The 24,723-nt window shown below is 38.4% G+C and carries 30 protein-coding genes; 9 read left to right on the top strand and 21 right to left on the bottom strand.

Annotation, left to right across the window (positions count from 1 at the left end):
- Positions 1–118: 118 nt before the first annotated feature.
- The 4 genes from CIB36_RS02220 to CIB36_RS02200 all read right to left on the bottom strand — a co-directional run bounded on the left by CIB36_RS02220 (position 119) and on the right by CIB36_RS02200 (position 2,712).
- Positions 119–319, bottom strand: coding sequence for a hypothetical protein (locus CIB36_RS02220; RefSeq protein WP_093987997.1), 201 nt, complete (start codon positions 317–319; stop codon positions 119–121).
- The gene (locus tag CIB36_RS02215; protein WP_093987996.1) at positions 313–852 is read right to left on the bottom strand and encodes a type II toxin-antitoxin system PemK/MazF family toxin; all 540 of its coding nucleotides are present in this window, start codon (positions 850–852) and stop codon (positions 313–315) included. The genes CIB36_RS02220 and CIB36_RS02215 overlap by 7 nt, the downstream gene beginning before the upstream one ends.
- A 563-nt stretch (positions 853–1,415) precedes the next feature.
- A complete protein-coding gene (locus CIB36_RS02210) occupies positions 1,416–1,829 on the bottom strand; it encodes an RNA polymerase sigma factor (protein WP_093987995.1) in 414 nt (137 codons plus the stop codon).
- Between the two features lie 640 nt (positions 1,830–2,469).
- A complete protein-coding gene (locus CIB36_RS02200) occupies positions 2,470–2,712 on the bottom strand; it encodes an AbrB/MazE/SpoVT family DNA-binding domain-containing protein (protein ID WP_093987993.1) in 243 nt (80 codons plus the stop codon).
- A 202-nt stretch (positions 2,713–2,914) separates the two neighbouring features.
- Between CIB36_RS02200 and CIB36_RS02195 the strand changes: the two genes are divergently transcribed.
- On the top strand, positions 2,915–3,256 hold the full coding sequence (locus CIB36_RS02195; RefSeq protein ID WP_093987992.1) for a helix-turn-helix domain-containing protein: 342 nt from the start codon (positions 2,915–2,917) through the stop codon (positions 3,254–3,256).
- 22 nt (positions 3,257–3,278) lie between these two features.
- Here the strand turns inward: CIB36_RS02195 and CIB36_RS02190 are convergent, their stop codons facing one another.
- Complete coding sequence (locus CIB36_RS02190; RefSeq protein ID WP_093987991.1) at positions 3,279–3,566, bottom strand: helix-turn-helix domain-containing protein; 288 nt, start codon at positions 3,564–3,566, stop codon at positions 3,279–3,281.
- A gap of 190 nt (positions 3,567–3,756) precedes the next feature.
- Between CIB36_RS02190 and CIB36_RS02185 the strand changes: the two genes are divergently transcribed.
- The 6 genes from CIB36_RS02185 to CIB36_RS02165 all read left to right on the top strand — a co-directional run bounded on the left by CIB36_RS02185 (position 3,757) and on the right by CIB36_RS02165 (position 10,093).
- The gene (locus CIB36_RS02185; protein ID WP_093987990.1) at positions 3,757–4,098 is read left to right on the top strand and encodes a helix-turn-helix domain-containing protein; all 342 of its coding nucleotides are present in this window, start codon (positions 3,757–3,759) and stop codon (positions 4,096–4,098) included.
- 98 nt (positions 4,099–4,196) lie between these two features.
- A complete protein-coding gene (locus CIB36_RS13395) occupies positions 4,197–4,346 on the top strand; it encodes a hypothetical protein (protein WP_203226421.1) in 150 nt (49 codons plus the stop codon).
- A 188-nt stretch (positions 4,347–4,534) separates the two neighbouring features.
- The gene (locus CIB36_RS02180) at positions 4,535–6,172 is read left to right on the top strand and encodes a site-specific DNA-methyltransferase (protein WP_158662550.1); all 1,638 of its coding nucleotides are present in this window, start codon (positions 4,535–4,537) and stop codon (positions 6,170–6,172) included.
- A gap of 13 nt (positions 6,173–6,185) precedes the next feature.
- The gene (locus CIB36_RS02175; protein ID WP_093987988.1) at positions 6,186–6,596 is read left to right on the top strand and encodes an HIRAN domain-containing protein; all 411 of its coding nucleotides are present in this window, start codon (positions 6,186–6,188) and stop codon (positions 6,594–6,596) included.
- Positions 6,597–6,624: 28 nt separating this feature from the next.
- A complete protein-coding gene (locus CIB36_RS02170) occupies positions 6,625–6,942 on the top strand; it encodes a hypothetical protein (RefSeq protein ID WP_093987987.1) in 318 nt (105 codons plus the stop codon).
- A 31-nt stretch (positions 6,943–6,973) separates the two neighbouring features.
- The gene (locus tag CIB36_RS02165; protein WP_093987986.1) at positions 6,974–10,093 is read left to right on the top strand and encodes a type III restriction-modification system endonuclease; all 3,120 of its coding nucleotides are present in this window, start codon (positions 6,974–6,976) and stop codon (positions 10,091–10,093) included.
- A gap of 41 nt (positions 10,094–10,134) precedes the next feature.
- Here the strand turns inward: CIB36_RS02165 and CIB36_RS02160 are convergent, their stop codons facing one another.
- The gene (locus tag CIB36_RS02160; RefSeq protein WP_093987985.1) at positions 10,135–10,719 is read right to left on the bottom strand and encodes a hypothetical protein; all 585 of its coding nucleotides are present in this window, start codon (positions 10,717–10,719) and stop codon (positions 10,135–10,137) included.
- A 126-nt stretch (positions 10,720–10,845) separates the two neighbouring features.
- Here CIB36_RS02160 and CIB36_RS02155 point away from each other — a divergent pair, with 126 nt between their 5' ends.
- Together CIB36_RS02155 and CIB36_RS02150 are read left to right on the top strand one after the other, a co-directional pair.
- Positions 10,846–11,184 (top strand): helix-turn-helix domain-containing protein, encoded by a 339-nt coding sequence (locus CIB36_RS02155; protein WP_093987984.1) that lies wholly within the window; start codon positions 10,846–10,848, stop codon positions 11,182–11,184.
- Positions 11,185–11,332: 148 nt separating this feature from the next.
- Positions 11,333–11,665 (top strand): helix-turn-helix domain-containing protein, encoded by a 333-nt coding sequence (locus CIB36_RS02150; RefSeq protein WP_093987983.1) that lies wholly within the window; start codon positions 11,333–11,335, stop codon positions 11,663–11,665.
- 42 nt (positions 11,666–11,707) lie between these two features.
- Here CIB36_RS02150 and CIB36_RS02145 read toward each other — a convergent pair whose 3' ends face one another.
- The 15 genes from CIB36_RS02145 to CIB36_RS02075 form a co-directional block, all read right to left on the bottom strand.
- Positions 11,708–13,375: a CHAP domain-containing protein gene (locus tag CIB36_RS02145; protein WP_093987982.1), complete on the bottom strand. Its 1,668-nt coding sequence runs from the start codon at positions 13,373–13,375 to the stop codon at positions 11,708–11,710.
- Positions 13,376–14,155 (bottom strand): phosphoadenosine phosphosulfate reductase domain-containing protein, encoded by a 780-nt coding sequence (locus tag CIB36_RS02140; protein WP_093987981.1) that lies wholly within the window; start codon positions 14,153–14,155, stop codon positions 13,376–13,378.
- Positions 14,145–14,918: a class B sortase gene (gene srtB / locus CIB36_RS02135; protein ID WP_093987980.1), complete on the bottom strand. Its 774-nt coding sequence runs from the start codon at positions 14,916–14,918 to the stop codon at positions 14,145–14,147. Before srtB ends, CIB36_RS02140 begins: the two co-directional genes overlap by 11 nt.
- Positions 14,919–14,933: 15 nt before the next feature.
- Positions 14,934–15,698 carry a DUF6674 family protein gene (locus CIB36_RS02130; protein WP_093987979.1) on the bottom strand — a complete coding sequence of 255 codons (765 nt, stop codon included), beginning with the start codon at positions 15,696–15,698 and terminating at the stop codon, positions 14,934–14,936.
- Between the two features lie 2 nt (positions 15,699–15,700).
- On the bottom strand, positions 15,701–16,123 hold the full coding sequence (locus tag CIB36_RS02125; protein ID WP_093987978.1) for a hypothetical protein: 423 nt from the start codon (positions 16,121–16,123) through the stop codon (positions 15,701–15,703).
- Positions 16,120–18,489: a VirB4-like conjugal transfer ATPase, CD1110 family gene (locus tag CIB36_RS02120; protein ID WP_093987977.1), complete on the bottom strand. Its 2,370-nt coding sequence runs from the start codon at positions 18,487–18,489 to the stop codon at positions 16,120–16,122. Before CIB36_RS02120 ends, CIB36_RS02125 begins: the two co-directional genes overlap by 4 nt.
- A gap of 14 nt (positions 18,490–18,503) precedes the next feature.
- Positions 18,504–18,842, bottom strand: coding sequence for a PrgI family protein (locus tag CIB36_RS02115; RefSeq protein WP_106408081.1), 339 nt, complete (start codon positions 18,840–18,842; stop codon positions 18,504–18,506).
- A gap of 20 nt (positions 18,843–18,862) precedes the next feature.
- Positions 18,863–19,399: a hypothetical protein gene (locus CIB36_RS02110; protein WP_093987976.1), complete on the bottom strand. Its 537-nt coding sequence runs from the start codon at positions 19,397–19,399 to the stop codon at positions 18,863–18,865.
- 24 nt (positions 19,400–19,423) lie between these two features.
- The gene (locus CIB36_RS02105) at positions 19,424–20,266 is read right to left on the bottom strand and encodes a DUF3560 domain-containing protein (RefSeq protein ID WP_093987975.1); all 843 of its coding nucleotides are present in this window, start codon (positions 20,264–20,266) and stop codon (positions 19,424–19,426) included.
- A 51-nt stretch (positions 20,267–20,317) separates the two neighbouring features.
- Complete coding sequence (locus CIB36_RS02100) at positions 20,318–20,527, bottom strand: hypothetical protein (RefSeq protein ID WP_093987974.1); 210 nt, start codon at positions 20,525–20,527, stop codon at positions 20,318–20,320.
- A gap of 12 nt (positions 20,528–20,539) precedes the next feature.
- Complete coding sequence (locus CIB36_RS02095) at positions 20,540–21,376, bottom strand: hypothetical protein (RefSeq protein ID WP_093987973.1); 837 nt, start codon at positions 21,374–21,376, stop codon at positions 20,540–20,542.
- Between the two features lie 76 nt (positions 21,377–21,452).
- The gene (locus CIB36_RS02090) at positions 21,453–21,803 is read right to left on the bottom strand and encodes a glutamyl-tRNA amidotransferase (RefSeq protein ID WP_093987972.1); all 351 of its coding nucleotides are present in this window, start codon (positions 21,801–21,803) and stop codon (positions 21,453–21,455) included.
- Entirely contained in the window at positions 21,787–23,610 is a 1,824-nt protein-coding gene (locus CIB36_RS02085) for a VirD4-like conjugal transfer protein, CD1115 family (RefSeq protein WP_093987971.1), read from the bottom strand. Before CIB36_RS02085 ends, CIB36_RS02090 begins: the two co-directional genes overlap by 17 nt.
- Entirely contained in the window at positions 23,597–23,788 is a 192-nt protein-coding gene (locus CIB36_RS02080; protein WP_093987970.1) for a hypothetical protein, read from the bottom strand. The genes CIB36_RS02085 and CIB36_RS02080 overlap by 14 nt, the downstream gene beginning before the upstream one ends.
- 12 nt (positions 23,789–23,800) lie before the next feature.
- Complete coding sequence (locus tag CIB36_RS02075) at positions 23,801–24,718, bottom strand: hypothetical protein (protein WP_158662549.1); 918 nt, start codon at positions 24,716–24,718, stop codon at positions 23,801–23,803.
- Between the last annotated feature and the right edge of the window lie 5 nt (positions 24,719–24,723).

Below are 24,723 nucleotides of genomic sequence, written 5' to 3'. Positions count from 1 at the left end.
ATACGGAATCGTGTTCTTTACTATTCAATTATCAAAAGTCCAATCAAGGTGTTTTATCCTTGTGCTTACATTATATATTATAATGTAAGCACAAGGCAAATGTGCGATAAAGACACGTTCAATTCGTATATTCTAATTTATCTGTTAATTCTGTAGGAGAAAAAACATTTTGTAATCGTTGCTCATAAGCAGATGTCAAAATATCTCTTATCTTACGCTTTATATCTTCTGATTCTTCCTGACTGAAATAGACTGTCACTAAGGATTCTCCAACACATATTTTAAACTGTCTCCCTATTTCATTTTTTTCATTTAACATTTATAACTGTTCTCCCTTCCCCTTTTAGAAATAATTTCATAATCTATCCCTCGACGGTATCCGCAATAAGTACATATGTCTTTTTCCTTTTGTTTCGGATTTACTTTTTTCAAAACATATGACAAATAGAAATTGTCTGCACAATTCGGGCAAAGGCACATTACCAAATTCTTTTTAGGCGGTTCAAGCAGCCCCAAGCTAATGGAAGTTAAATAATCCAGTCTTTCAATCTGCTGATTATTTAAACGTCCAATATAAAAAGCCAATCTCTGTTTGTCTATCGTGCGTATTTGCTCTAAGAGTATAATAGAAGGCAATTCCAATCCACATTCTGTTCCGATAGAATAATGAACGGGAAGTTTTGCCTTTGCGTCGATTTTACTGGAAATAGATGCAATAATAACAGTGGGACTATACTGATTTCCTATATTATTTTGGATAATAACTACTGGTCGGCTACCTACTTGTTCAGACCCTATGCCTGATCCGAGATTGGCATAATATATATCCCCTCGCTGACATACTGGATTCATGACTTTTCCTCCTATTCTAATGTCAAAACAATTATTTTCGCTATGTAAAAAATCAGACAGCAAAACATTTTCTAGGTCGAAAAGATATAAAACAAAATCCTTATTTTCTTTGACCCGTTCTGCTGTCTGATTCTGTATATAAAAGCAATCCTATTTGTCCTCGACACCCCGAACTGCTATGGGAAGTCATCAAGCGGCTGGTAGTTTCCCAGCTCCACGGGAATTTCACCCCCAGCAGGTTCTCTGCTGGCTGCCCTCACTTGTTACGACGGTCTTATCACGCTCGACTTTATGACCGGACAGGAGTATCATTATCCCCATTGTCGGTTATCGCCATGAAAGTAACTACCTCTCATTTATAGCTAACTGTTTCTCGCTCCATAACGAAATTTTCTATTATATCTTGGCGCAATAGCTATACGGCTCATGCTCATCACAATGGCAATGGGAATGTACTTGATGAATGGGTATTCTCTTTTCAAGCTGCAAATCGAACAGGATTTTAGCCCGTTCACTATATAGCCCATGAAAAGAGGTAAAAAGTGACACCCAAATCAAAAAATTTATAATTTCTTTTTTAGCCGAGCAATACGTTGATTAACAGTATTTTCTTTCATACCCATTTTGCGAGCGATCTCCGCACTTGTAAACCCTTGCAATTTATACAAGACAATTTGTAGGGTAAGGCTGTCCGCTTTAATTAGAACACTTAACAGCTTGCTATTCTCAATACTGTTTAAGAGGGATTCTATATCGTTTACAGGTATTTCTAGTTCTTGAGCCGACATCTGATCTATATAGGGAGTCCACTCTACTTGCCTTTGAAAATACCGCCGTTCCCGATTAAACTGTGTCCAATCATAGATATGTAGACGCTGAATCGTGTCCTCGTCAACACCAAGTTCTCTTAGCTTTTTTTCTTCTGCCGTTTTCCATTTGAGCCATTCCTTTTCGGCTCTGGCTTTATTATATGCCATTTTTATTTTCCTCCAATCAATCTGAGATTTTTTGATTCAGATTGATTGAAGGCGGGCCACGGCACTGAGGTTTTCTACAGAAAGATTGAGTTATCTCCTTACGGCCTGTCCGAATTTTAATAATTCGGACAGTGATAGGCCACGGTGAAATCGCACCATGTAAAAGCCCCCTTGATGACATATGCCACCCCATTTATAGGGGTGGCATATGTCATCGCCTATAGGAGCGCAATAACTGTCATTTTATTTTGTAGTTCATAACTTTCACCATTCTTTCTATATTTCTTTTAATATTTGACATTATGTGATACCAAACATCAGGATATTGTAAAATCGCCCTATTCTCTGCAAATTTCGCCTCTAATAACAACATGACCCGGATTGAGTTTAACGACTCAATCCGGGTCATAACACTAGGCGGCATATATATTTTTCTTAAAAGTCCAACATATAGTTTCATATTTTTATTCCTTTTGCAATATAAAATACTTCTTTTTGTTTCTTCTTATCACAAAAGGATATTCTTTGCAAGCGAAAAAAATCGAATTTCCCTATTTTTGTAAAAACATCAATAATTACATAAAACTTTTTAGAATTTCTACAAAATTTCAAAAAATTTGTATATTCTCACTGTGTTACATTATAAATTTTTCAATTCATCTCTACATTCTATGCAGATATATTTTTCTCCTAACCTAAGTAAACGATCAGATGGATTCTTTTTTCCGCAAATGCAACAATGAGGTTTTACAGGGGAAATCAAAAAGCTATTATCATATACTTCTATCGTTACTTCATCACCCTTTTCTAACCCTACCTTTGGCATTAGTTCATTTGGTAATACAACTCTTCCTAAATTGTCAACTAGACGTATAATTGCCATTTTTAAAACTCCTCTCTATAATTATTCTAATCTTTTAAGTGGTTCCCAAGTAATCGGATCACACCCCTTTATCACTATATTACTATTACTAATTATAACTGTATTAAAGGGTTTATGTCAACAATACTATTACTTACAATAATAGTAATAACCGGTATAAAATCATAAACTCATTGTATATAGTATTTAAAGTGGTGGAATAATGAAAAATAAAAAAGAAATCAATATCCTAATCGGAAATAAAATACGAATAGCCAGAGAGCGTGCCGGACTTACTCAACAACAATTTGGCGATCTCGTTTCTCTTGGTGTAAAAAATGTATCTGATATAGAACGTGGTGTTTCCGGTATTACTGTAGCTACTCTAAAACGTATTTGTGAAAAACTGTCTATATCCAGTGATGAAATTCTTTTTCATGATCGAGAATTAAATAATGTCGAATACATTTCTGAAAAACTAGAACGTCTATCACCAGAACAGTTTACTGTCGTTTCAAATTGTCTAAATCATATTTTTGAGTTAATCGCTAATCTTGATAAATAAAAAGTGCACTTGGTTAGTACAATCAAGTGCGCTTTTTTACTGTATTTTCAATTTCATAAATTTTTAAAACTCTGCGTTCTAAAGGCTTGTTAATTACTTTTTGTTTTCTTCCTAATATCATGTCCGTGGAAACCTTATATAATTCAGCCAATTTAACTATTGTTTTTAATGAAGGCTCTGTTTTTCCTGTTTCATAATAGGCATATGTTGACCTATCCATTCCCAGCATTGCAGCAATATCCGCTTGACTAAAATTACTATTCTCTCTCAATATCCTTAATTTTTTTGCAACGGCAGTTCTTCTATCCAAAAGGCTCCCCCTCTTTTCTGATTTTCTATCTTTCTTGCACTATATTTTTCTTATCATATTTTTAGTATTACAAATTATAGTAGTGTCATAGGGTTTATGTCAATTTTACTATTACTTAAAATAATAGTAAGGTTAGGAATCTCCAACATACTTTGGAAAACAAACTAGGAAAGTCAATAACGGTGAAAAGATGAATAACAAAAAAGAAATCAATCTCCAGATCGGCAATGAAATACGAATAGCCAGAGAACGTGCCGGACTCACTCAGCAACAATTTGGTGAACTCGTTTCTTTAGGTACAAAAAATGTATCAGCAATAGAACGGGGTATTTCCGGTATTACTGTGTCTACTCTAAAAAGAATCTGTGAGAAGTTATCCATATCTAGTGACACCATTCTATTTGGTGACAAGGAACTGAACGATGTTGCATATATCGCTGAAAAACTAGAACGTTTACCGCCTGAACAGTTCCAGGCTGTATCAGACTTTCTAAATCATATATTTAAAATGGTTGCCCATATGGAAAAATAACTTCCAATCCTATAGCCGTAAGGCTATAGGATTTTTTATTTAAGTGGCAGAATTTCGCCATTTATGGTAAAATAAAGTCAATGAATGGGGGTACAGATATGACAGATAAATTAGACGGTCTTTCTTTGGACTTGGAAAAAATGAATAAAGAAAAATTGCAGTCGGTGTTCCCGGAATGCTTTATAGAGGGCAAGCTGGATATTGACAAGCTGCTTTCCCTGTGCGGGGAATATATCAACGATGATTAGAAAAATATGAGTTTAAATGGAAAGGAAAAAGCGATTGTCTGCGCCTAGCCCAAAAACGGAGCACGTCCACATTGCGCCCTTGTCCTGCTGAAAGCGTTGACTTTGACACAACACAGAATCTCTATATAGAGGGTGATAATTTAGAGGTTTTAAAGCTTCTGCAAAAATCCTACTTCCGAAAAGTCAAAATGATTTACATAGACCCTCCCTACAATACCGGGAATGATTTTGTTTATGCAGACAATTTCGCTGATCCTCTGGCACGGTACAAGGAAGTAACCGAGCAGACGACCAAAAGCAACCCTGAAACCATGGGGCGGTATCACACCAACTGGTTGAATATGATGTACCCTCGCCTGCGGCTTGCCGCGAATCTTTTACGGGACGATGGGGTTATCTTCGTCTCCATTGACGATGTAGAATTGGATAATCTCAAAAAGCTATGTAATGAAGTATTCGGGGAAGAAAACTTCATAGCTTGCCTTGTATACGACAAGAATAGAAAAAATGACGCAAAATATTTTTCTATTGGACATGAATATATGCTTGTCTATTTCAAAAGTACAGCGACAATGAATGAACGCGGCACTGTTTTGAGAATGACAAAAGAGGGCATAGAAGAAGTTAAGGCCGAGTTTGAACGATTGAGAAAACTATATGATGACGACTGGGGAAAAGTAAACGAGGGCTTGAAATTGTTATATAGTTCATGGGATAAGGACGACCCGCGTAAATCATTGGCGCGTTTTACAAGGGTTGACGAAAAAGGCCCATATCGTGATGATGGAAATATTAGTTGGCCCGGTGGTGGTGGGCCGCGATATGACGTTATGCACCCTGTTACTCATAAACCTTGTAAAGTACCGTCGAGAGGTTGGATTTACCCAAATCCGCAGAGAATGAAAGAAGAAATTGATCGCGGGCGAGTTGTATTTGGACAAGACGAAACGACTACACCACGCATAAGGACTAATCTTTTTGAAGCAGATAAAGAGGTTATGCGTAGTGTGCATTTTAGTTATGCACAAACAGCGTCCCAAACGTTTAATGCCATATTCGATAATAGGCGGGTTTTTGAAAATCCCAAAAGCATTGATGATATTAAAAAACTTGTAGAATATGTTACTGTAAAAGATGATTGCGACATAATCCTTGACTTTTTCAGCGGCAGCGCGACAACCGCCCATGCCGTCATGCAGCTAAACGCCGAGGACGGCGGAAACCGCCGGTATATTATGGTACAGCTTCCCGAAGTGTGCGATGAAAAGAGCGAAGCGTTTAAGGCTGGATATAAAAATATCTGTGAGATCGGCAAGGAACGAATCCGGCGTGCTGGTGCAAAGATTCTGGAAGAAGCAAAGCAGGCAAATAGCCAATTAAAATTAGGCGAGGAGCCAAAGCCATTGCCAGACGTAGGATTTAAGGTGTTCAAGCTGGATAGCTCCAATCTGAAAATATGGGACGATTCCCTCATTGATAATGAGGATATAGCAACATTATTCGACCGGATCGACGGACATCTTGACGGGCTGAAGCCAGACCGGAGCAATGATGAGCTTGTCTTTGAAATCCTGCTAAAGATGGGGTATCCCCTCACCTCCGATCTTTCCGCCTTTGATCTGAACGGGTTGACCGTTTACACCGTTGAAAATAACGAAATGCTGATCTGCTTGCAGCCGGGTGTAACAGCCGAACATGTGGAGCAAATGGCGGCATATCAGCCGAAAAAAATTGTGTTGGCAAGCCACAGCCTAGCCGATAGCAGCGCAAAAGCAAACGCATATTATCTGTTGGAAAACCAAAACATTGAGCTAAAAACGATATAAAAGAGGCTATTTTATGTTAAAAGGAACATTTGTAACGATAACCGGATTCAATCATTATAAAGACCGGGACCCTTTCTCGATTGGCGCTACCTTTTTATGTTGTAAGGAACCGGATAATGCTTATGACAGCGAAGCAATCAAAGTGTTGATACAAGGTGGTTATACGATTGGATATATTGCCAACAGTGCAAGCACCAAAGCGAACGGTACAATGTCGGCGGCGCGGATCTATGATCGGGTAGGAGAATATTTTTTAATCGAAGTGTGTTTTTCGACACAATCTAAAATTATTTGTGAAGTCACTTGCTTTGACGTGCAGGACAAGGAACTCATAGACCGTTTTTCCTATGATGAATGTGAATATGATTATGATGATGAGCAAGATAATCACTATGAGTTTCAATATAAGGGAAATGCTTTTTAATCTTTCGGAATAAGCAAGGAATAGATTTATGAAAGTAGAAACCGATATGCCAACCTTTCAACGGCTAACAAAGTGTCTGGCTGAAATTTATCCGCAGGCAACAGTTGAGCTTCTAGCTTCCGATCCTGCATTGCGTGATTTGGGATTTGTACATGAAATCCCCTGTACGATCGAGATTCATGCTACACAAGAACAAATCAACGAAATAAAAGAAATGGCAATCCAATTTGAAATAGATGCCATCAATTCGGCTGATGGGACATACTGCCCGGACAACAGCGAAGCCTATTTAAACTATGAAAAATATGGCTGGCTATTCGATTTCTTCTATGGGAATCAGGAATAAAAAAATCGACTTCTTTTAGGGGGTCTATCTATTGAAGTTAAAATTTAAACAACAGGAATTTCAGACTGAAGCGGTAAACGCTGTATGCGCTCTTTTTGACGGACAGCAACGGCAAACTTCCACTTTTAGCATGGAGCAAAGCGGCGGACAAACATTCTTTTTTAATGAAACAGGCATTGCAAATGCCCTCCATATAACTGATAAAAATATGCTTACAAATATGCGGGCCGTTCAAAAGAATAATCTTTTGCCGCAAACTGAGGATTTGCAAGGACGGCAGTTTTCCCTTGAAATGGAAACTGGAACCGGCAAAACTTACGTTTATACCAAAACGGTTTATGAACTAAACCGCCAATATGGATTCACAAAATTTATTATTGTTGTTCCAAGCATTGCGATTCGGGAAGGGGTTTACAAATCTCTGCAAACAACACAGGAACATTTTTCCGCACTCTATGACAACACCCCTTGCCGCTATTTTATTTATAACAGTTCCAAACTGTCCGATGTGCGGCAGTTTGCTACCAGCACTAATATTGAAATCATGATTATCAATATTGATGCTTTCAGAAAAGCGGAAAACGTGATTAACCAACAGCAAGACAGATTAAACGGAGAAGCTGCGATCCGTTTTATCCAAGACACCAATCCTATTGTTATCATTGATGAACCACAAAGCGTAGACAACACTCAAAAGGCTAAAGAGGCGATTGCTTCTCTCAATCCCCTCTGCATATTCCGCTATTCGGCAACCCACCGTGAAAAAGTAAATCTTCTTTATCGCCTTACTCCTGTAGACGCTTATCAAATGGGGCTAGTAAAACAAATATGTGTTTCCAGCAATCAAGCTACGAGTGGTTTTAATAAACCATACATTAAATTGCTATCAGTTTCTAATGCTAATGGTTTTCGCGCCCGTATAGAAATAGACGTTGAGGACAAAGACGGAAAAGTAGCTCGTAAAGCAATCACGGTCAAGCCGGGTGCCGATCTGTTTGCCCTATCTGGCAACCGGGAAATTTATGAAGATTACGCAATTTCCGGCATTGACTGTACTCCCGGTATGGAACAAATCGAACTGTCTAATACCGAGGTTATTCCGCTTCACCGTGCAATAGGCGATATTGACGAAAATCTTGTAAAGCGTATGCAGATACGCCGAACTATCGAAACCCATCTTGACAAAGAACTGCGTTACACTAAAAAAGGAATCAAAGTTTTGTCCCTGTTTTTCATCGACGAAGTTAAAAAATATCGTAATGCAGAGGGCGGCAAAGGGATTTATGCCCAAATGTTTGAGGAGCTTTACGCTGAATTGATTGCCCTACCCAAATATAAAGTTTTACAAAATTATTTTCCTGCTGGTGCCGATCACGTCCACGATGGATATTTCTCACAAGATAAAAAGGGGAATTATAAAAATACCAAAGGTGACACGCTGGACGATTACAACACCTATAACACCATAATGAAAGATAAGGAATGGCTATTATCCTTTGATTGTCCTTTACGTTTTGTCTTTTCTCACTCCGCATTAAAAGAGGGCTGGGACAATCCTAATGTCTTTCAGATTTGTACGCTTATCGAACAGAAAAGCACATTAACTGCCCGTCAAAAAATCGGTCGCGGCTTGCGTCTTTGTGTGGATCAGAACGGAGAACGAATCGAAGATCGAAATATCAATATTCTTCATGTTATGGCAAATGAAAGCTTTGCAGAATTTGCCGATACTTTACAAAAAGAAATCGAAAATGAAACCGGCATAAAGTTTGGTATTTTGGGACTTGAATTGTTCAACGGAATGATTTTTGAGGAAACAACAACCGAGGAAAAATCTTTAACGGAAAATCAAACGGCTATTCTTCTTTCCCATCTTGCGGACAAAGGCTTTATAAAAGCTGAATCATCTATGTCTAAAGACGTACCTGAATTGCCAAAAGAATTAGAAGCCGTAAAAGAAAAAGCTGTTGAAATCATTACCCGCAATGGTGAAATCACTCCAGAAGCTGTTTCTAAATTAACTGTTCAAAAAACAGTAACTGTTGAAAAAGAGATTTCTTATGAGGATGCACAACAGCTAATGAACCATTTTGAAGAAAAAGGATACATCACAAAATCAGGAAAAATTAAAGACAATATGAAATCAGCTATACAATCCGGTACGCTGGAACTTCCATCTCGTTTTGAAAGCGCAAGAAATCAACTTGTTTCTATCATTCGACGTGCTGATACCCGGCCTCCGATCCGCGACGCTTCCCGTGATGTAACAGTACGATTGAAAAAAGAAATTACTCTTTCCCCGGAGTTTTTGGAACTTTGGGATAAAATTAAGCAAAAAACAACTTATCGAGTAAAGATTGATGAAAAAGAATTGATACGCCGGAGTGTTGCCGCCCTGCAAAACATGGAGTCAATACACAAAGCACATATTGTTACACAGACTGCTGATATTCAAATCGACCAACCGGGTGTTACTTATACAGAACGCGGCATTAAAACTGCTGATCTTTCAGACAGCTATTCATCATTACCAAATATCCTTGCTATTCTTGACAGCCAAACATTAGCGAGCCGCAGCGTGATTGCGAAAATACTGAAGCAAAGCGGTCGATTAAAAGACTTTTTAAACGACCCTCAACTCTTTATTGAACGAGCTACTGAAATAATCCGTAATGCCTGTTATTCATTGGCGATAGATGGTATCAGTTATAAGAAGCTGTACGGCGCAGAGTATTATGTACAGGAGATTTTCGACAGTGCGGAATTGATTGCAAATCTTGATCGGAACGCTGTAGCTGTTGAGCATAGCGTGTACGACTATGTTATGTATGACAGCACAGTAGAAAATAGGTTTGCTCTCGATCTTGATGATGATCCAGACGTTAAGATGTTCTTCAAACTTCCCTCCCGCTTTAAAGTCGATACCCCTATCGGCAGCTATAACCCGGATTGGGCCGTCTACGTTGATATTGACGGGATTAAAAAATTATATTTTATTCTTGAAACTAAGGGAAATACTAATGAACTGGATTTAAGGGGGCGCGAAAATCTCAAAATCTATTGTGGCAAACAACATTTTAAAGCAATCGGTAATAACGTAGAACTTCATGTAACAACACAGTGGAAAGATTTTAAATCCAAAAATGTCTAAAGTGAAAGGCGATTACGCCTTTCACTTTTTTCTTTTAGTACCTACAATAAATTGAAAGATTGATAGTATATCTGTATTTGTTTTTCAATTCTCTGAGTTAAGACCTCTTTTTTAAAAAAATCATCTGATTTACAAAATCTTTGATCTGCATATTCATAATAACCTAGTAAAAAATATATCGGCCATCGTAATATTGCTGCCCATAGAGAATATTCATACCACTTGCAAAAACTATGCCATTCTAATTTTGACATCATCTTTTTCAAATTAGCAAGCATAGGAATATCACCTATTTTACTTTGTATTATTATAGTATTATTAAAAATTTTTCTTTGGGCTTGTAAAATATCCAGATTGAGTTCATCTGCAACACAAAAAACAGACCCTATTTTATATGACAGATATTCTATGAAATCTTCATATAGAATAGTAAATAGCGTTAAATCATATTTATCATGCTTTTCTACACATGATTCAACTACTTCATCAGTAAATGGCGAAAAAACCTTTATAAGATTCATTTTACCTGCAAGATATTCTGCTGCACCTAAGTATTCTTCATAATGTACATACCAAGGGTACAGCAAACCCTCTATACAATCTTTAGCTAAATTTTTTGGTTCCATAGCTATTCCTTCACAGTTTACAAAACAAAAAAGATTTTTTCTTTTCTTTTTAAAATATCAAAAGATTTGATATTTCGTATTATGTACAGTAATTCCATATAATAACAAGTATGGGAGTGTTATTATATGTTTAATATAGATTTTGACTACGAAGATTTTTTTGTAAAGAGACTTCAACAACTTCGCGATCAAAAAAATATCTCCGCAAGAGAAATGAGCGTATCATTAGGACAAAATATAAACTATATAAATCAAATCGAAAATAAAAAGAACTTTCCTACCATGCAAAGTTTCTTTTATATTTGCCAATATCTAAATATTACTCCAGAAGAATTTTTCTGTATTGATAAAGTAAATCCTGAAAAATCAGATGAATTAAGTAAAATGATTGGAAAACTCAATAATGAGCAACTTGACATCTTAGAAAAAATCATATATCAATTTTTTCAAGCGAATAAAAAATAACTTAAAATGTCGTATGCTAAAAATACGACATTTTTTAATATTATTATATTGGGTTATTAGCTATAAGTCAATAAATATATAGCGATAACAGCCACATTTTACATATACTCATGGCCTATAATAAAAGGTAGTATGAGGTGTATGTTCTATGATTGATTATGAAAATTTTTTTGGAGATAGGTTGCAGCAACTCCGCGATTTGAAAAAAATATCTGCAAGAAAAATGAGTTTAGATATTGGACAAAATGCAAGTTATATAAACCACATCGAAAACAATAAAAATTTTCCTACTATGGAAAACTTCTTTTATATCTGTGATTACCTTAAAATTACACCAGAAGAATTTTTCGCTATGGATAATCCAGCCCCACATCAAATTCAGGAAATAACAAAAGCCTTAAAAACTTTAAAGCCTAATCAGCTTGAAACAATTATAAAAGTAATTACTACTTTTCAAGAAAATAATCAAGGTAATAAATAAAGGTCGGAAAGCCAAAGTTTTCCGACCTTTATTTATATCTACTTAATATAGAGGTATTCCAAATCCATAAATCTTAGAATATCCTAACGGATAACTGTTTTGCACACAACTATCATTAGAATTTCCTTCAATCGTGTAAATTTTTCCGTTCTCTACTTTCTCTACGATTCCTACATGGTCGATCAAGCTATCTCCGTCCCAATTAAAGAAAATTATATCACCGGGGTTTGGTATATAAGTGTTGTCCTGCCATTGTCCCCGCTCTTTAAACCAAGGCACTCCCTGAGAAGTACACCCAGAAAATTTAGGAAGTACACCGCTTTCAATATATCCACACTGATCAGCGCACCAAGATACAAAACAGGCACACCATTCTACTCTGTTACTAAAACCATACCACGACCAATAAGGCTCTCCCCCTATATTTCCTACCTGCGATAAAGCAACTGCTACAATATCATTATTTCCTATTCCATAAAGCACCTGCGACCATAAGGGATCGTTTTCTTCCATAAGCAGTTGACGAAGCTGCCCCCTTTGTGTACTGTTAAAGTTATATTTTTCTGCCATTTCGTCAACTGTCTTATGGCTAACTGATATATACAAATATACCCTTGTTACTATTATTTCTTCCTCAAGAATATTTCCATGACCATCATCATTTTCTATAATAACTGTTTCCGTTTTACTCTCAGTATCATAAGAAATCTGATTCATCTCCCAAAAGATATTTTTTAAAAGATTTTTCTTTTCTTCGTCCATAGTTGCAACTTCTTGTGCTCCCATAGGATCACCAGTAGTTTTAACAGCATATACCGACAGCACTTCTTTCCAAACCGCTCGCGAACCTGACATTTCCAGTATGTCATAACTGTTTGCACTCTTTATTTCTTCTAGTCTTTCCTGATAATCACTATTGATTTCCTGTACTGCTGTCTGCACGGTCATTCCATTTCCTGTATCTTCGCCAGAAAAGAATATGCCATAGCAGGAACCAATAATTAAGGCAATCAAACAGATAACTAAGATGATGATTACAGCAACCCAGCCTCCCGCAGCAATAGCGGCAATCAATGCTTTTGTTGCGGCTATAATTGCCTTTGCTGCCAACATAATCGCTTTGATTGCCGCTTTCAGTGCTGTAATAGTTGCTTTTGCCGTAGCCCGTGCTGCTTGTGCCGCCATTTTCGCCGCTCGTGCTGTGGCCTGTGCTGTTTTTTGTGCGACCTTTGCTGCCTGTTTTGCCGTTTTAACACTTGCTTTCGCAGTATGTTCTGCTGTTTTTATTGTTTTCTGTGCAGTCTTTACCGTGCCTTTGACGGTACTTTTAACTGTTTTATTTCCACGATCTATCGTTTTAATGCTAGTTCTTGATTTATCAATTAACTGTCGCACCTGTTTCTTGACTTGCCGAGTCGATTGATCTTGTAAATTCCTTTTTAATTTAGAAAATCCAGCTTTTGTGCCTTTGACCCCATATTTTCCTAACCCGGCAGCAACATGTGCCGATTTGTGCGCTCCTTTATCTGCTGCATTAGACACACGATTAACAGCGTATTCCACTGGAGAGTTATCATCGGGAAGCAATTCCTCCTCGGCTTTATCTTTAGTACGGACAAAAGAATTTTTCATACGACCAGAAATAATGGCTGTTTTATCAATCGTTTTTATTGTACCCTTCGCAACATTTTTAATTTTTATATTTGGCATTTATATCATCGCCTTCCGCCTTTCCAGTTCTTGTTTCAATGTTGTGAAAAAAAGTTTACCGCAAAGTGTTCCACCCTGTTCCTGCCATTCTTTTTCAAATTCAAACCTCCAGGCTAACTCCTTAACGGAATAATCCTTTCGGAATTGCCGCCATGTGGTATTATCCCATTTTTGAAGTTGATTCCACAAAGGGGGAAAATTAAAATAAAGCTGTCTAAGTTCGTCTAATCCTTGAAGCGGACAGCACCAACAAGAAACACGATGAAACAGCTTGTACAAGCCGCCCCAATCAAACCCTTTTTCGTAACAGTAGTCAAGGCAGTCTTTCTCCGTCATGTTCCATTCCACAAGCGGGTAGCATTTATTTCTAATTCGTTTTCTCTCATCGGCGGCAATACCGATATATTCAACCAGTTCATACTGTTTTCGTAAATCCCGCAGATAAGCAGATGTTATACGAATTTTTAACATACCAGTACACCAGCGATTGCGCGGGCTGGGCCAGCTCATGCCAGCATATTGTTCTAATACCGGATTTTTACGTTGCGGGTGATATTCAAAAAAATAGTATTCAAAATTACGGGGTGCTTTCAGCCATGTAATTTTCTGATTGATATACTTCTCTAGTTTCCTCAAATGCTCATACATCTGTGGAAACTCCAAGCCAGTGTCACAAAACAAAATTAAGTCTACAGGACAACTTTCCTCTAACATACGTAATAACATTGCTGTTGAATCTTTTCCTCCAGATAGCATAGCTACATGCTTTTTAGGTTTCATTCTGTTTCCTCCCTTTTGAATCAGAACATATCTTTTTTGCGACAACGACCATTCTCCCGTTTGTTCGGCTATATTCACAGGTAGACAAAGTAATCAATTTATCTCCATATTTAGCAGTCGCGCCGGTATTGTACAAAGAAAGTTCTGTGCATTTTGAAACATATTCATTAAAAGTAGATTCACTGCCTGCATTAACAAAATGATAATAAGAAAATCCCTGTTCTGAGTAAACCGTAGTTTTAAAAACAGAGATGATCTCATATTCTCCAAAACTGCCGAGCGTATCAAAGCGAATTGTTCTATGCGCCTTATAAAAATCTTCATCTGCGTATCTGCATAAATCAGAAAACATAGAGCCGTTATTCATATGGTGTCCGTAAATCACAATATTGTCGGAAACGTCTATATCACAGTTCTCCGCTATGTAGGGCACCCCATATCTGCTATAGGATTTATCAAAGGCGTGCTTTAAGTAAAAATTAGGTTTTTCCTTTGTCTGCATAACAGGATAATCAATCCGTGTTCCTTCAATGGTGATCCAACCAATCAAGTCGTGATTTTTTTCATAAACTGCGGCATATTTCTCAAATGGTGATTTTTTTTGCTCTGATTCTGTAAAATCTTTTTCTACAAGCTCTGTAACCTGTTTGAATACTCTGGCACTTTGTTTCTGATCCTGATATTCACTAAACAACATAATACTGGAAAACAGAAAAAGGGCGGCAAAAATTGCCGCCCCTATTATTATAAGCCTTTTTCCCATTTGTTTTTCTCCTTTCTACCGCACCTGTTCTTTCTGGATAGGTGAGCGCACTTTTTCTGAAAATGTCTTTTTAATATTGTTTAATTCTCCTTTTACTGATACTTTTTCTTCTGTTTTTGTATCCTTACAAATCTTATTTATGAAGTCATCAGTTTTGCATTTCATATTAAAAAATATATGTCCACACGACTCAGTGGCATAAATTAAATCTGCTCCGGCACCTGCGTCATTTCTCAATTTCTCACTTGCCGCCGGTTTTCCTACTAAATACCGCATGAAATTTTTAAAATGTGCACCAATCTCATGCAGTTCCTGTTGTGCTGACTTTAAATGTTCGGCATGTTGAAACATTGAATCAGAGGCATGGGCAAAGCCATCTCGCATATGAGAAAGCAATTCAGGAACTTTTAGGGCATTCATCATCTGTAACAGTGTTGAATGTCCTTTTTCTCGAAATGTTTTTACAGCATTATCCGCAAAATTAACCAGCTTGACTTTGGTAACAGAGATCATTGTCCTAGCCTGTTGAATTTTTTCCTCAATGCTTGAAATAATGTTCTGACATTTATTGCGGAATTTTCGATCATTCATTCGTTCTAGTGCCTTGTGCATATTTTCGATTTCCTCTGACATCTCGGACAATTTGTTTTCCATATTTTCAATATAGCTTACTAGGGACTGTATTTCCTCTTTCTGTTTGCTTAAACCATTTTGCTCTAATACTGTATATAAGTCTAGGATTTGAGGGTGAACACTCAAATTCATGACTTGTTCTTCCATAACTATCTCTCCTTTTCCTTGCGATTCCGAACACTTTTCCTGACATCTTCCAGCGTGGGGAGTTTTTTGTAATCCTCTAATGTTCCTTCCACAATCATCTTCTCAATTTGCTCCAAGCTTCCTCCAGCTTTCAGTACCTTTGCCGCCTCTCGCATTTCATAAGGATATAAGCACAAGGCCGAATTAGAAAGACTGACGAGTTTTTCGGCAGTTGATTTCCCAAAATCCTGCTTGATAAAATAGAATGACGCATAGTAGGAATCCAGCCATACGGATACCGCCTGTTCTGTTGGAAGGGGCTTAAAATCCAGATATTGTTCCGATTCAACACATTCTTTCGCCCACTGAATCCATGTTTCAATACTCTCTGTGGAACAGCCGTCCAATAGCCGCCCTACATCTCGTATAAATTTTTCTGGTTTCATACGCTATCCACCGTCCTCTTTATTGGCACTGCCTGACCCCCAAATACGCCCTCGCCGGGCTTAGTTGTCATAAGCTGATATAATTTTGTGTTTTTCGGAAAATGGTTAATAAACGGGACAAGAACACTTCCATACTTGATTAACCCACACCCCGCGTCGGCATTGGTCACATAGCTCATCTGTTCATCGGATATATTGAGCAGCTTTGCCAGCTTAGTCCGGTCTGACGCGGCCTGATTTAGCATGATAACAAATTCAGAGTTAGACAGCATGGTACTCGCCTGTACGGAATCCAACAAATACTCTACATTCTGCGTAATGGCTGTGGGATAAGCGCCCCGTTTTCTGAACTGCCTCCATGCGGAATTAAAGAAAATTCCGCTTTGCTCATTTTCAAACACTACATGAAATTCGTCGATAAAAACGTGAGTACGTTTGCCGCATTTCCAGTTCAATGTTACCCTATTTAAAATGGTATCCGTAATTACTAAAAGTCCTGTAGGCTTTAATTGTGCCCCTAAACTATGAATATCAAATACCACAATACGGTTATCAAGATCAACCGTGCTTTCTTTTCCAAAAATATCAAGGGAACCGGTTGTGAATAGCTCTAAAGACAATGCGATCTCTTTCGCTTTCCTTTCTGGCTGCTCCAACAACTTATTACGCAGATCACAAAGGGTAGCTGCCCTTCCTGTTTGCTCCGCTTCTTGATAAACTAAAGCTGTACAACGGTCTATAATTGATTTATGCTGCGGGCCAACTCCCCGTTTATCTATCTGTTCAATCAACGACATGACAAATTGAGATTTCTCCACAATCGGATTGTTTTCACCATATCCATCAACCATGTACATCGCATTAAGCCGATCCTTCCCGCCTGCTGTCATACGAATGACTGTAGAAATATCCCAGCTCAAAGCCTGAATCAACGGCACAAATTCACCCTCTGGATCACAGATTAAAATATCATCATTCGTATTTAAAATCAGAAATGTAATCAATTCTTTTACACTAAATGATTTCCCCGATCCGGGAACACCGAGCAGAAAAGCCGATTGATTCAAAAGATTTTCTTTGCTGCACAAAATCAAGTTATGGGAAATCGCGTTTTCACCATAATAAATTCCCCCATCATCTTGAATCTCTTGTACTTTGAAAGGCATAAAAACCGCAAGTGATTCCGTGGTTAAGGTGCGAAACGCATTGATTTTTCGTGTTCCAATCGGAAGTACCGTATTTAAACCGTCAAGCTGCTGAAATTTGAGGGTTGCAAGCTGGCACATATGCTTTCTCGCTACAGACAAAATGGCCTCGGTATCACTGTCAAGCTGTTCCTTACTATCGGCAGAAATCACCATAGTAATCACGGCAAACATCATGCGCTGATCTCTGGTAGTTAAATCGTCCAGAAATTCTTTCGCCTCTTTCCTTTGCAGTTCCATATCATAAGGGACAACCGCAGAAAAGTTATTATTGGCATTTTGCCGCCTTTGCCAGTTCGTAATGTTGGTTTCTATGCCTAAAAGACGGTTTTCCACTTCTCGTACTGCTTCATCGGTAGGGATAGGGACCACATCAATCGACAACATCATATTGCGGTTAAAATCCGTCAATTCCGTTACCATACTGTCCTTGATATAGGAAGCATAATCTTTCAAAAATAAAACCCGGCAATACTTTTCACCGAGTTTTATATAATCACTATTTTTTTCTATCGAATCCGGGCAAATATAGTCTTTAAAATCATGACCTTTTTTCATCATATCCTGTGGGTCAAAATAAAAATCGGCTTCTTCTCCTTGACGGTAAAAATCATGAAGTACCCGCAGTTTTTCCTCTGCGTCCAATTCCTTACATTTTGAACCTAGCACAGCAAAATGGGAAATTAAATCAGCACCTACACGGGCAAAATATGTCCGCGCTTCTTCAACATTCTTTTTATTGACTGAAATGGTAATGTATTTTTCCTGAATGATTCTATTGCCTCCCATAGCTTTATCCAAAAGCATTTGGTTATACTCTTTCCGGTATTCGTCCCGAAAATCGTCACGCATAGGCATAAGGATTGATTGTTCAAAGTTTGCCTGATTCAAACGGCGGTTATTGATCGTAATTTTAGTAGATGCACCTGAATCCAGACTATTGAGTAACTCTGAATAACTTAAAAACATTGCTTCTTTATCTTCCCGGCTCGCTACAAAATAATTGATGTCTGTAAATTGGTAGGTTTTAGAGAACTTATTCCCGGTCATAAAAATACCATCTTTCCAGATACGCCGAACCGGGATTGTATCCTGCACCCTTCGGGGAACAGTATAGCGTTCCCGATCCTGCTTAAACAGATTTTTTAATGTCCTAATCATGTCTTTCCTCCCTATTATATTTTTTTAATCGTATCTTTAAGAGCTTCATAATAAAGGGTAGAAGATTCAAAACGGATTTCTTTCGGTTCGATAATTTCCGAGCGCAGCCAAACCCATATAAACTGTTCCGCTTTCATGCCATGATAAGTAATAAAGCCCAACATGGCAAAAGGTGCAGCGCCCAGAATACAAATCCACGAAAGAGTTTCTAAACCCAAATAGGGACGCAGGATAAAATAAAGGCCCACGGCTACGCCGCAGGCCAGAATGGAAAAGACAAATTGCCGCATACTCAATCCGAAAAACATAGATTCAGTATAGTTGCGAATTTCCCGATTGATTTTTACTTCCATATATATTCCCCCTGTTATTGTTATCGTTCTTGCCCTTTTTGCCATTTGATTTTCGCTTTTTCTTTATCATACAAGGCCATAATGTCCTTGCCATTATAACCGGTTTCTTCTTTCAAAGATTCTTTTGTGATATAATTTCGCACACAGTATTCTAAATACTTTTGCATACCAGCTTTATGTTCTATTTCTTCATGATAGCTTTCCTCTATCTCGCACCATATTCCATTATGGCATACAGATGTAGCCCAAAGTAAATCATAGCCACACTCCAAATGGTCAAACAGTTGTGAATCATAACTGGTATCTTCAAAGTCCCAAGTAGAAACAAATCTGGCATTACTCATTTGCTGTAAGGGATAAAAATATATAATCCCATCGTAATTAGAAGCATACGCAATCACATCTTTCGATTTAGAACAGTTCCCTTTTCCTAAAAGATATTCCATTTGAAAATTATCTTCCTCAGACATATCACTTTTTCGATTTTCCTGATATTCTTCTGTACGCTTCAACATTCGTTTTGAAAGCCTCAACAATTTTTCAGTATTGATATTCATAATATGTTCCTCCTTATTTCCCGATCAACGATCTGGTGCATCTTTCTTTACAGGTTTTGGCTGTAGCTCTCTTGGACTTTTTCCATTCTCAGGACAAATAAAATCAATCCGGCCTGCCGCATAAATCGCATTGTCATTAAGTTGCCTCTGCCATGCCTGCTCTCTAGGGGACCAATGAAAACCATACGATTTTAAAATCCGCCGTTGCTCATCATTCGGTTTTTCATCAAACAAAAGTTGCAAGCGGTTTTCCTCCCTGTTGGCAACAGCCTCGCCGCCCTCAAACTTCCAGCCCACGAAGCCCGTTTCCTCCCGGCGTTCCAATATGGCAATTCGTTTTTTCAGACGGTTGATCTCCGCATTATTCTGTGAAAGTTCATAAGGGGCATAGGGAACAGTTATCCATGAATAACTGTTTTTTACTGTCTCGTCGATATTCGCCGCCTTTTCATCAGAAATACCTTCAAATCCTTTCATCGTACCGTTTTTGCGGTAATAGGAATTTACCGTTTTCATATAGCTTTGGAAATTTTGCAGTTTTTCTAACTTGCTTTTCAACTTCGTGACCGCTTCGGGGTCATCGCTGGAAATGGCGGTATTTTTCTCGGCAGCCTCTGCCTTGCTGCGGTAATAATCTGCTTTCTGACCTATCTCAACAGATTTTCCCATTTTTCCCCATGCACGGTCACGATAATTTTTGTCGGATCTATAAGAATGGTGATCCGGCATAAGAGGCTGTCCAATAGGAATAGCGCCAATCATCTTGCTGGATTCCTGTGAAAGACGGGTACTTTCCTGTTCAAACCTTTCCGCTTTTTCGTTGTAGTAGTCAATTCTTCTTTGCTTCTTTTCTTCGTATGAGTTCATAATAGTTTACTCCTTATCAACAAATAATTTTGAATTTCAAATATTTTTTGCCTAACGCTCCATTTCCCGCTTTTTCTTGGGTTGTTCAAGCTGAGTGAGATAGGGGATAAATTCTTCCTCACCCTCAATAATGCTGTATTCCGAACGCAGAATAGGGTGTGTTTCACGTTTTTGGCGCCGCCTAATCAATTCGATGGCTTCTTCTTTCGATGACATACTTCCTTGTTGCATTCCGTCTTTGAAAACATAAAATCGCTTCATTGATATTCTCCTTTACAGTCCCATCATTTCCCGTACAATGCGGTCGGCCATTTTCACAGCCCCGACTAGAACAAGCATATTAAAAATCAACTCCCCGACGTAGCTCCATACCTGTGTTACAGCCGCCGCATTTGGACTTATCGCAGGCGGTGAAGCAGCAAACAAGGAAAAGATAATACAGCCGAGGACAATAATTGCTCCCTCCAGACACACCGCAGCATAACTCTTTATAAAACTCTTTCCAACATGCTGCGTAGGTTCTCCGGCAAATGTTGAAAGAGGAACTGGGGCAATCGCTGTATAAAGGTACAATTTGAAAAAACGCCCGTACACTGTCATTATCATAATAAAGGACAGGATAACAATAAACAGGCTTCCGATCAGCGTCACAGCCCATAATGGTATTTGATCCCAAAAGTCACTATTTTCAACAGCATTAACAATTTCCTGTGGTAAAATAGTTTGCTGTGCCGCACCCAAACCACCAGATGTCATGATTGTTGAAACCAACCCCTGAACAATATTAAATAACGCCAACATCAATTCCAGCCCATAGGTCACAACTCCTTTTGCAATGGCGAAGCGTATAAATAATTTTAAGGCGTGCTCTGGTTTACGAACCTCCGCAAACGATCCACACGTCTTAACGATCCCCACAACAAAAAACAGCACTAATAAAGCCAAGCCTATAGCCTGTACTGCACCATGTATATTTACGATAACATTCCAAATCGTCCCACCCTTAAACTGCTGCGGTGATTGTGTAATAAGCTGCCAAATCTCAGTTAATTTTTGATTCCAAGTATTTAAAGCATTTTCTAGGTTTTGCACCACCCAATTATCTGACATTTACAAACCTCCTTTCCTCGCAAATTTAACTATTTTAAAGGACAAGCATATAAAAATGGCCTACCGCTCTTGCTATTTATCCTCCTGTAATTAAGCTTAAAATTTCTTTTGCAAAAGTAATAACAACTCCGCCAGCAAGGGTTAGAAAGCCGTTAGCACGCTGGGACGGATCATGGGATTTCAAACTCAACCCGATCTGAACTACACCGAAGCCTAACAGGATCATACCAATCGCGCGAATCAAACCAAAAATAAAATCTGAAAGGTTATTGATAACGGCTAACGGGTCGCTTGCCGCAAACACAGTAGTACCAAAACTGCAAACCGACAGTGCTATTGCTGCATATACCGCAAATGCCTTTTTGCCTTTCTGCCCCAATTTTAGAGAATGCGTTTCCTTGTTTGGTTTCTTACGAAATATATTCATGATATAATTCCTCCTTTGTGATTTGGAAAATGGTTTGTATCTCCTCATCAGATAAAATTTCAAATGCCATTTCAAAATTGGATTGCTCAAATTCAAACGGATTTTCTACAAATGACATACTAGCTACCACATACTGTTTTCCTCCGTGTTCATAAGGACGGGCATTTCCATCAGTTGTGTACCGTATATTCGGGTGCTTCAACAAGTCGTATTTCTCGTCCACTAATGGACGTTCGCCACGGATAAACAACAAAGCTAAATTGTTATCGAGCATACGCACTTCATCAGGGGTCATCAATTCCCTGCCTGTGATCTGGTTATTTGTCGAATAGTTTCCGGAATGCCCGGTACTTTTCCCATAGGTATCTAACCAAACAGTCGATTTTCCCAGATAGCTTTCAGAAATCAGCTTATGGGTGCTGGTTTCATTTCCTCCAAGATAAAGAAATTCATCACAGTTTCCGGCGATAGATTCCCATTCTTTTTCAAATAAAGCTTTTAGCTGCGCAATATTCTGAAGAATAATCGAAACTGAAATATTCCGTGATCGCATAGTAGCGAGCAGTTTGTCAAAGTCTGAGGGCAATGAAACGTTCGCAAATTCGTCCATCACAAAATGCACTGGCACTGGTAAACTGCCGTTATGTTTATGATCGGCTAAATAAAACAACTGCTGAAAGGTACTTGCATACAGTAAACTGACTAAGAAATTAAAACTTGCGTCGTTATCTGGAATCAGTGCAAAAAGGGCCATCTTTTTTTCACCCAGCGATTGTAAATCCAGTTCGTCCGTTGCCGTCAATGCTGCAACAGATGAAAGATTAAACTTTTCCAGCCGAGCCGCTAAAGTAATTTGAATAGATTTCAAGGTCTTTGCACTTCCCGAACGGTAATCTTTGTAATACTTTACGGCAATATGCTCCGGCGATCTCATTTCCAAACGCTCAAATAATTCATCTAAAGGCGACTGGTAAGAATCATCGTCCTCCCGAACCTCCCCCGCTCGGAGCATTTGCATAACGGTTTCAAAATTTTTTTCATCATCAGGAGCTTCATAATGGAGATAAAACACCAAAGCCATGAGCAGCATAGAGGCGGCTGTATCCCAAAAGGGGTCATTTGATTTGCTTCCTTTCGGTGTAGTAGCCTTAAACAGATTTGTTACCATTTTTTGTACGTCGTTATCGTCTTGAAGATACACAAATGGGTTATAGCAATGGCTTTTGCTCATATTCAAAAGGTCTACTACACGAATTTCATAGCCTTTCTTTTTCAGTAAAGCACCGCAGTCCCTTAATAATTCCCCTTTACAATCCAGCACGAAATATGAAGTGTTCGCCTGCAAAAGATTTACTTTTGCATAAAACCGGCTTTTGCCTGCGCCGCTTCCGCCGACAACAAGAGTATTGAGATTACGCCGGTGCTTTCTTCCGTCTAATCCCATTCGTACATGCTGTGTAAAAATCCGGTTGCTTGCTAAATTTTTGTCCGCATACTTCTTATTCACTTCTTTCGGATTTCCCCATTTTGCAGATCCGTGTTCTTCGCCTCTGCGGTAGTTCCGCCGGGTAGACAGATAAATCCCCACACCAAAGCCATAAATGGCAATAAAAATGAGGACAGTTTTCATACTGTCCTCACACCATATAATTTGAAAAGGGTTGCTGATTGCAGCCGGAAAATATTCAATAATAGAAGCTATTCCCCCGGATATTGAGGGCGCAATTAGTAATGAAAGCCATACAACCAATATTGTCCCGATGGCGTATGACCATATACCGGCTTTCGCATTATTATCGGGCCTCATCACGCCACTTCACTTTCTTTGTCACTGGTGCGTCAAATGTTTTTAATAAAACATCATCTACATCATCTGTGATTTGATGATTCGCAAGCATATCATTTCTCAATTCATGCAATGCCTGAATCATAATGCTATGCTCATACCTATCAAGTGTAAGAGTAACCTTTTCTTCTCTTTTCACAGCTTTCTCCTCCTAACGCTCATAATCTTTTGATACAGCTCCTTTAAAGCTTTCTCTTAATGTCCTTGACATTCGATGATTGATTGCCCCTATAGCATTTTCCAAGCTATTTAGCTCCATACCAATTTCTTTTGAATTTTTTCCTACAAAAGTTTGATTTAGACTGTCCTTATCATAACCTTGAGTATCAATCCCGTATTTTCTGCACAGCAAATATGAGATACAATAAGCCTTGTGTACATCTTCCGGGGTATATTCTCCGTCTAGTCGTTCCAATTCAGCTTTTGCCAGTTCAAAAGACACACATCGAAAAATGTCCTGTGCCTCCATGCCCTGTCTTACAAAAATTTTCTTTTGCTCTTGGTCATATATTGCGCCTTTCCCTTCTTTTTGGAAATTTTCAGCTACCTCTATGGGAACCGGTGATTTACTGATAAGGGCTTTTAACAGCGAACGATCATCAAAATTTGGCCTGTTTCTTGTTTCCCCGCGGGCTGTGGTCTGTGAAACATCAAAAATTTCCTTTGCATAATAATTTTGTCCAATCGACCCGTCTTGACGTTGATATGTGCCGCCCGGTTCTAAAATAATAATAGGGTTTCTTCTTTCAGTTCTTAATATGTCAACACCCTTTGATTTCCAATAACCATAATTTCCGGGCCATGTCGCATGGGGACACTTTTTATGAATTAACAGAACATTTCTGAATGAATAACGGTCAATCCGTCCATAGGTATCTAGGTATTCGCATAGATTTCCTTTTCCCTCTGAAAAATCAGCGAAAATCCGATCCAACGACGAATACGCCTGTTCCCGTTCTTTTTGTTCCCGTATCTGCCACCATTCTTTCGGTGTTGTCCTCCGTTCCTCTTTAGACTGTGCAGGCTCCTTCGTTTCAACTGATACAAAAACATCGTCAAAGTCACTCATGATCA

This window comes from Massiliimalia timonensis (assembly GCF_900186585.1).
Classification (GTDB): domain Bacteria; phylum Bacillota; class Clostridia; order Oscillospirales; family Ruminococcaceae; genus Massiliimalia; species Massiliimalia timonensis.
Note: the sequence above shows the minus strand (reverse complement) of the source record. Positions and strands in the feature narration are given on the sequence as shown.

What these genes read in the sequence shown, in the direction of transcription:
- CIB36_RS02125 (WP_093987978.1), bottom strand. Translation starts at nt 16,123, where the DNA reads ATGAAACCAGAAAAATTTATACGAGATGTAGGGCGGCTATTGGACGGC.
- CIB36_RS13395 (WP_203226421.1), top strand. Translation starts at nt 4,197, where the DNA reads ATGACAGATAAATTAGACGGTCTTTCTTTGGACTTGGAAAAAATGAAT.
- CIB36_RS02180 (WP_158662550.1), top strand. Translation starts at nt 4,535, where the DNA reads ATGATTTACATAGACCCTCCCTACAATACCGGGAATGATTTTGTTTAT.
- CIB36_RS02185 (WP_093987990.1), top strand. Translation starts at nt 3,757, where the DNA reads ATGAATAACAAAAAAGAAATCAATCTCCAGATCGGCAATGAAATACGA.
- CIB36_RS02105 (WP_093987975.1), bottom strand. Translation starts at nt 20,266, where the DNA reads ATGAACTCATACGAAGAAAAGAAGCAAAGAAGAATTGACTACTACAAC.
- CIB36_RS02170 (WP_093987987.1), top strand. Translation starts at nt 6,625, where the DNA reads ATGAAAGTAGAAACCGATATGCCAACCTTTCAACGGCTAACAAAGTGT.
- CIB36_RS02155 (WP_093987984.1), top strand. Translation starts at nt 10,846, where the DNA reads ATGTTTAATATAGATTTTGACTACGAAGATTTTTTTGTAAAGAGACTT.
- srtB (WP_093987980.1), bottom strand. Translation starts at nt 14,918, where the DNA reads ATGGGAAAAAGGCTTATAATAATAGGGGCGGCAATTTTTGCCGCCCTT.
- CIB36_RS02100 (WP_093987974.1), bottom strand. Translation starts at nt 20,527, where the DNA reads ATGAAGCGATTTTATGTTTTCAAAGACGGAATGCAACAAGGAAGTATG.
- CIB36_RS02075 (WP_158662549.1), bottom strand. Translation starts at nt 24,718, where the DNA reads ATGAGTGACTTTGACGATGTTTTTGTATCAGTTGAAACGAAGGAGCCT.
- CIB36_RS02095 (WP_093987973.1), bottom strand. Translation starts at nt 21,376, where the DNA reads ATGTCAGATAATTGGGTGGTGCAAAACCTAGAAAATGCTTTAAATACT.
- CIB36_RS02130 (WP_093987979.1), bottom strand. Translation starts at nt 15,698, where the DNA reads ATGGAAGAACAAGTCATGAATTTGAGTGTTCACCCTCAAATCCTAGAC.
- CIB36_RS02210 (WP_093987995.1), bottom strand. Translation starts at nt 1,829, where the DNA reads ATGGCATATAATAAAGCCAGAGCCGAAAAGGAATGGCTCAAATGGAAA.
- CIB36_RS02215 (WP_093987996.1), bottom strand. Translation starts at nt 852, where the DNA reads ATGAATCCAGTATGTCAGCGAGGGGATATATATTATGCCAATCTCGGA.
- CIB36_RS02110 (WP_093987976.1), bottom strand. Translation starts at nt 19,399, where the DNA reads ATGAATATCAATACTGAAAAATTGTTGAGGCTTTCAAAACGAATGTTG.
- CIB36_RS02085 (WP_093987971.1), bottom strand. Translation starts at nt 23,610, where the DNA reads ATGAGGCCCGATAATAATGCGAAAGCCGGTATATGGTCATACGCCATC.
- CIB36_RS02220 (WP_093987997.1), bottom strand. Translation starts at nt 319, where the DNA reads ATGTTAAATGAAAAAAATGAAATAGGGAGACAGTTTAAAATATGTGTT.
- CIB36_RS02160 (WP_093987985.1), bottom strand. Translation starts at nt 10,719, where the DNA reads ATGGAACCAAAAAATTTAGCTAAAGATTGTATAGAGGGTTTGCTGTAC.
- CIB36_RS02090 (WP_093987972.1), bottom strand. Translation starts at nt 21,803, where the DNA reads ATGAATATATTTCGTAAGAAACCAAACAAGGAAACGCATTCTCTAAAA.
- CIB36_RS02175 (WP_093987988.1), top strand. Translation starts at nt 6,186, where the DNA reads ATGTTAAAAGGAACATTTGTAACGATAACCGGATTCAATCATTATAAA.
- CIB36_RS02115 (WP_106408081.1), bottom strand. Translation starts at nt 18,842, where the DNA reads ATGGAAGTAAAAATCAATCGGGAAATTCGCAACTATACTGAATCTATG.
- CIB36_RS02120 (WP_093987977.1), bottom strand. Translation starts at nt 18,489, where the DNA reads ATGATTAGGACATTAAAAAATCTGTTTAAGCAGGATCGGGAACGCTAT.
- CIB36_RS02140 (WP_093987981.1), bottom strand. Translation starts at nt 14,155, where the DNA reads ATGAAACCTAAAAAGCATGTAGCTATGCTATCTGGAGGAAAAGATTCA.
- CIB36_RS02200 (WP_093987993.1), bottom strand. Translation starts at nt 2,712, where the DNA reads ATGGCAATTATACGTCTAGTTGACAATTTAGGAAGAGTTGTATTACCA.
- CIB36_RS02195 (WP_093987992.1), top strand. Translation starts at nt 2,915, where the DNA reads ATGAAAAATAAAAAAGAAATCAATATCCTAATCGGAAATAAAATACGA.
- CIB36_RS02150 (WP_093987983.1), top strand. Translation starts at nt 11,333, where the DNA reads ATGATTGATTATGAAAATTTTTTTGGAGATAGGTTGCAGCAACTCCGC.
- CIB36_RS02145 (WP_093987982.1), bottom strand. Translation starts at nt 13,375, where the DNA reads ATGCCAAATATAAAAATTAAAAATGTTGCGAAGGGTACAATAAAAACG.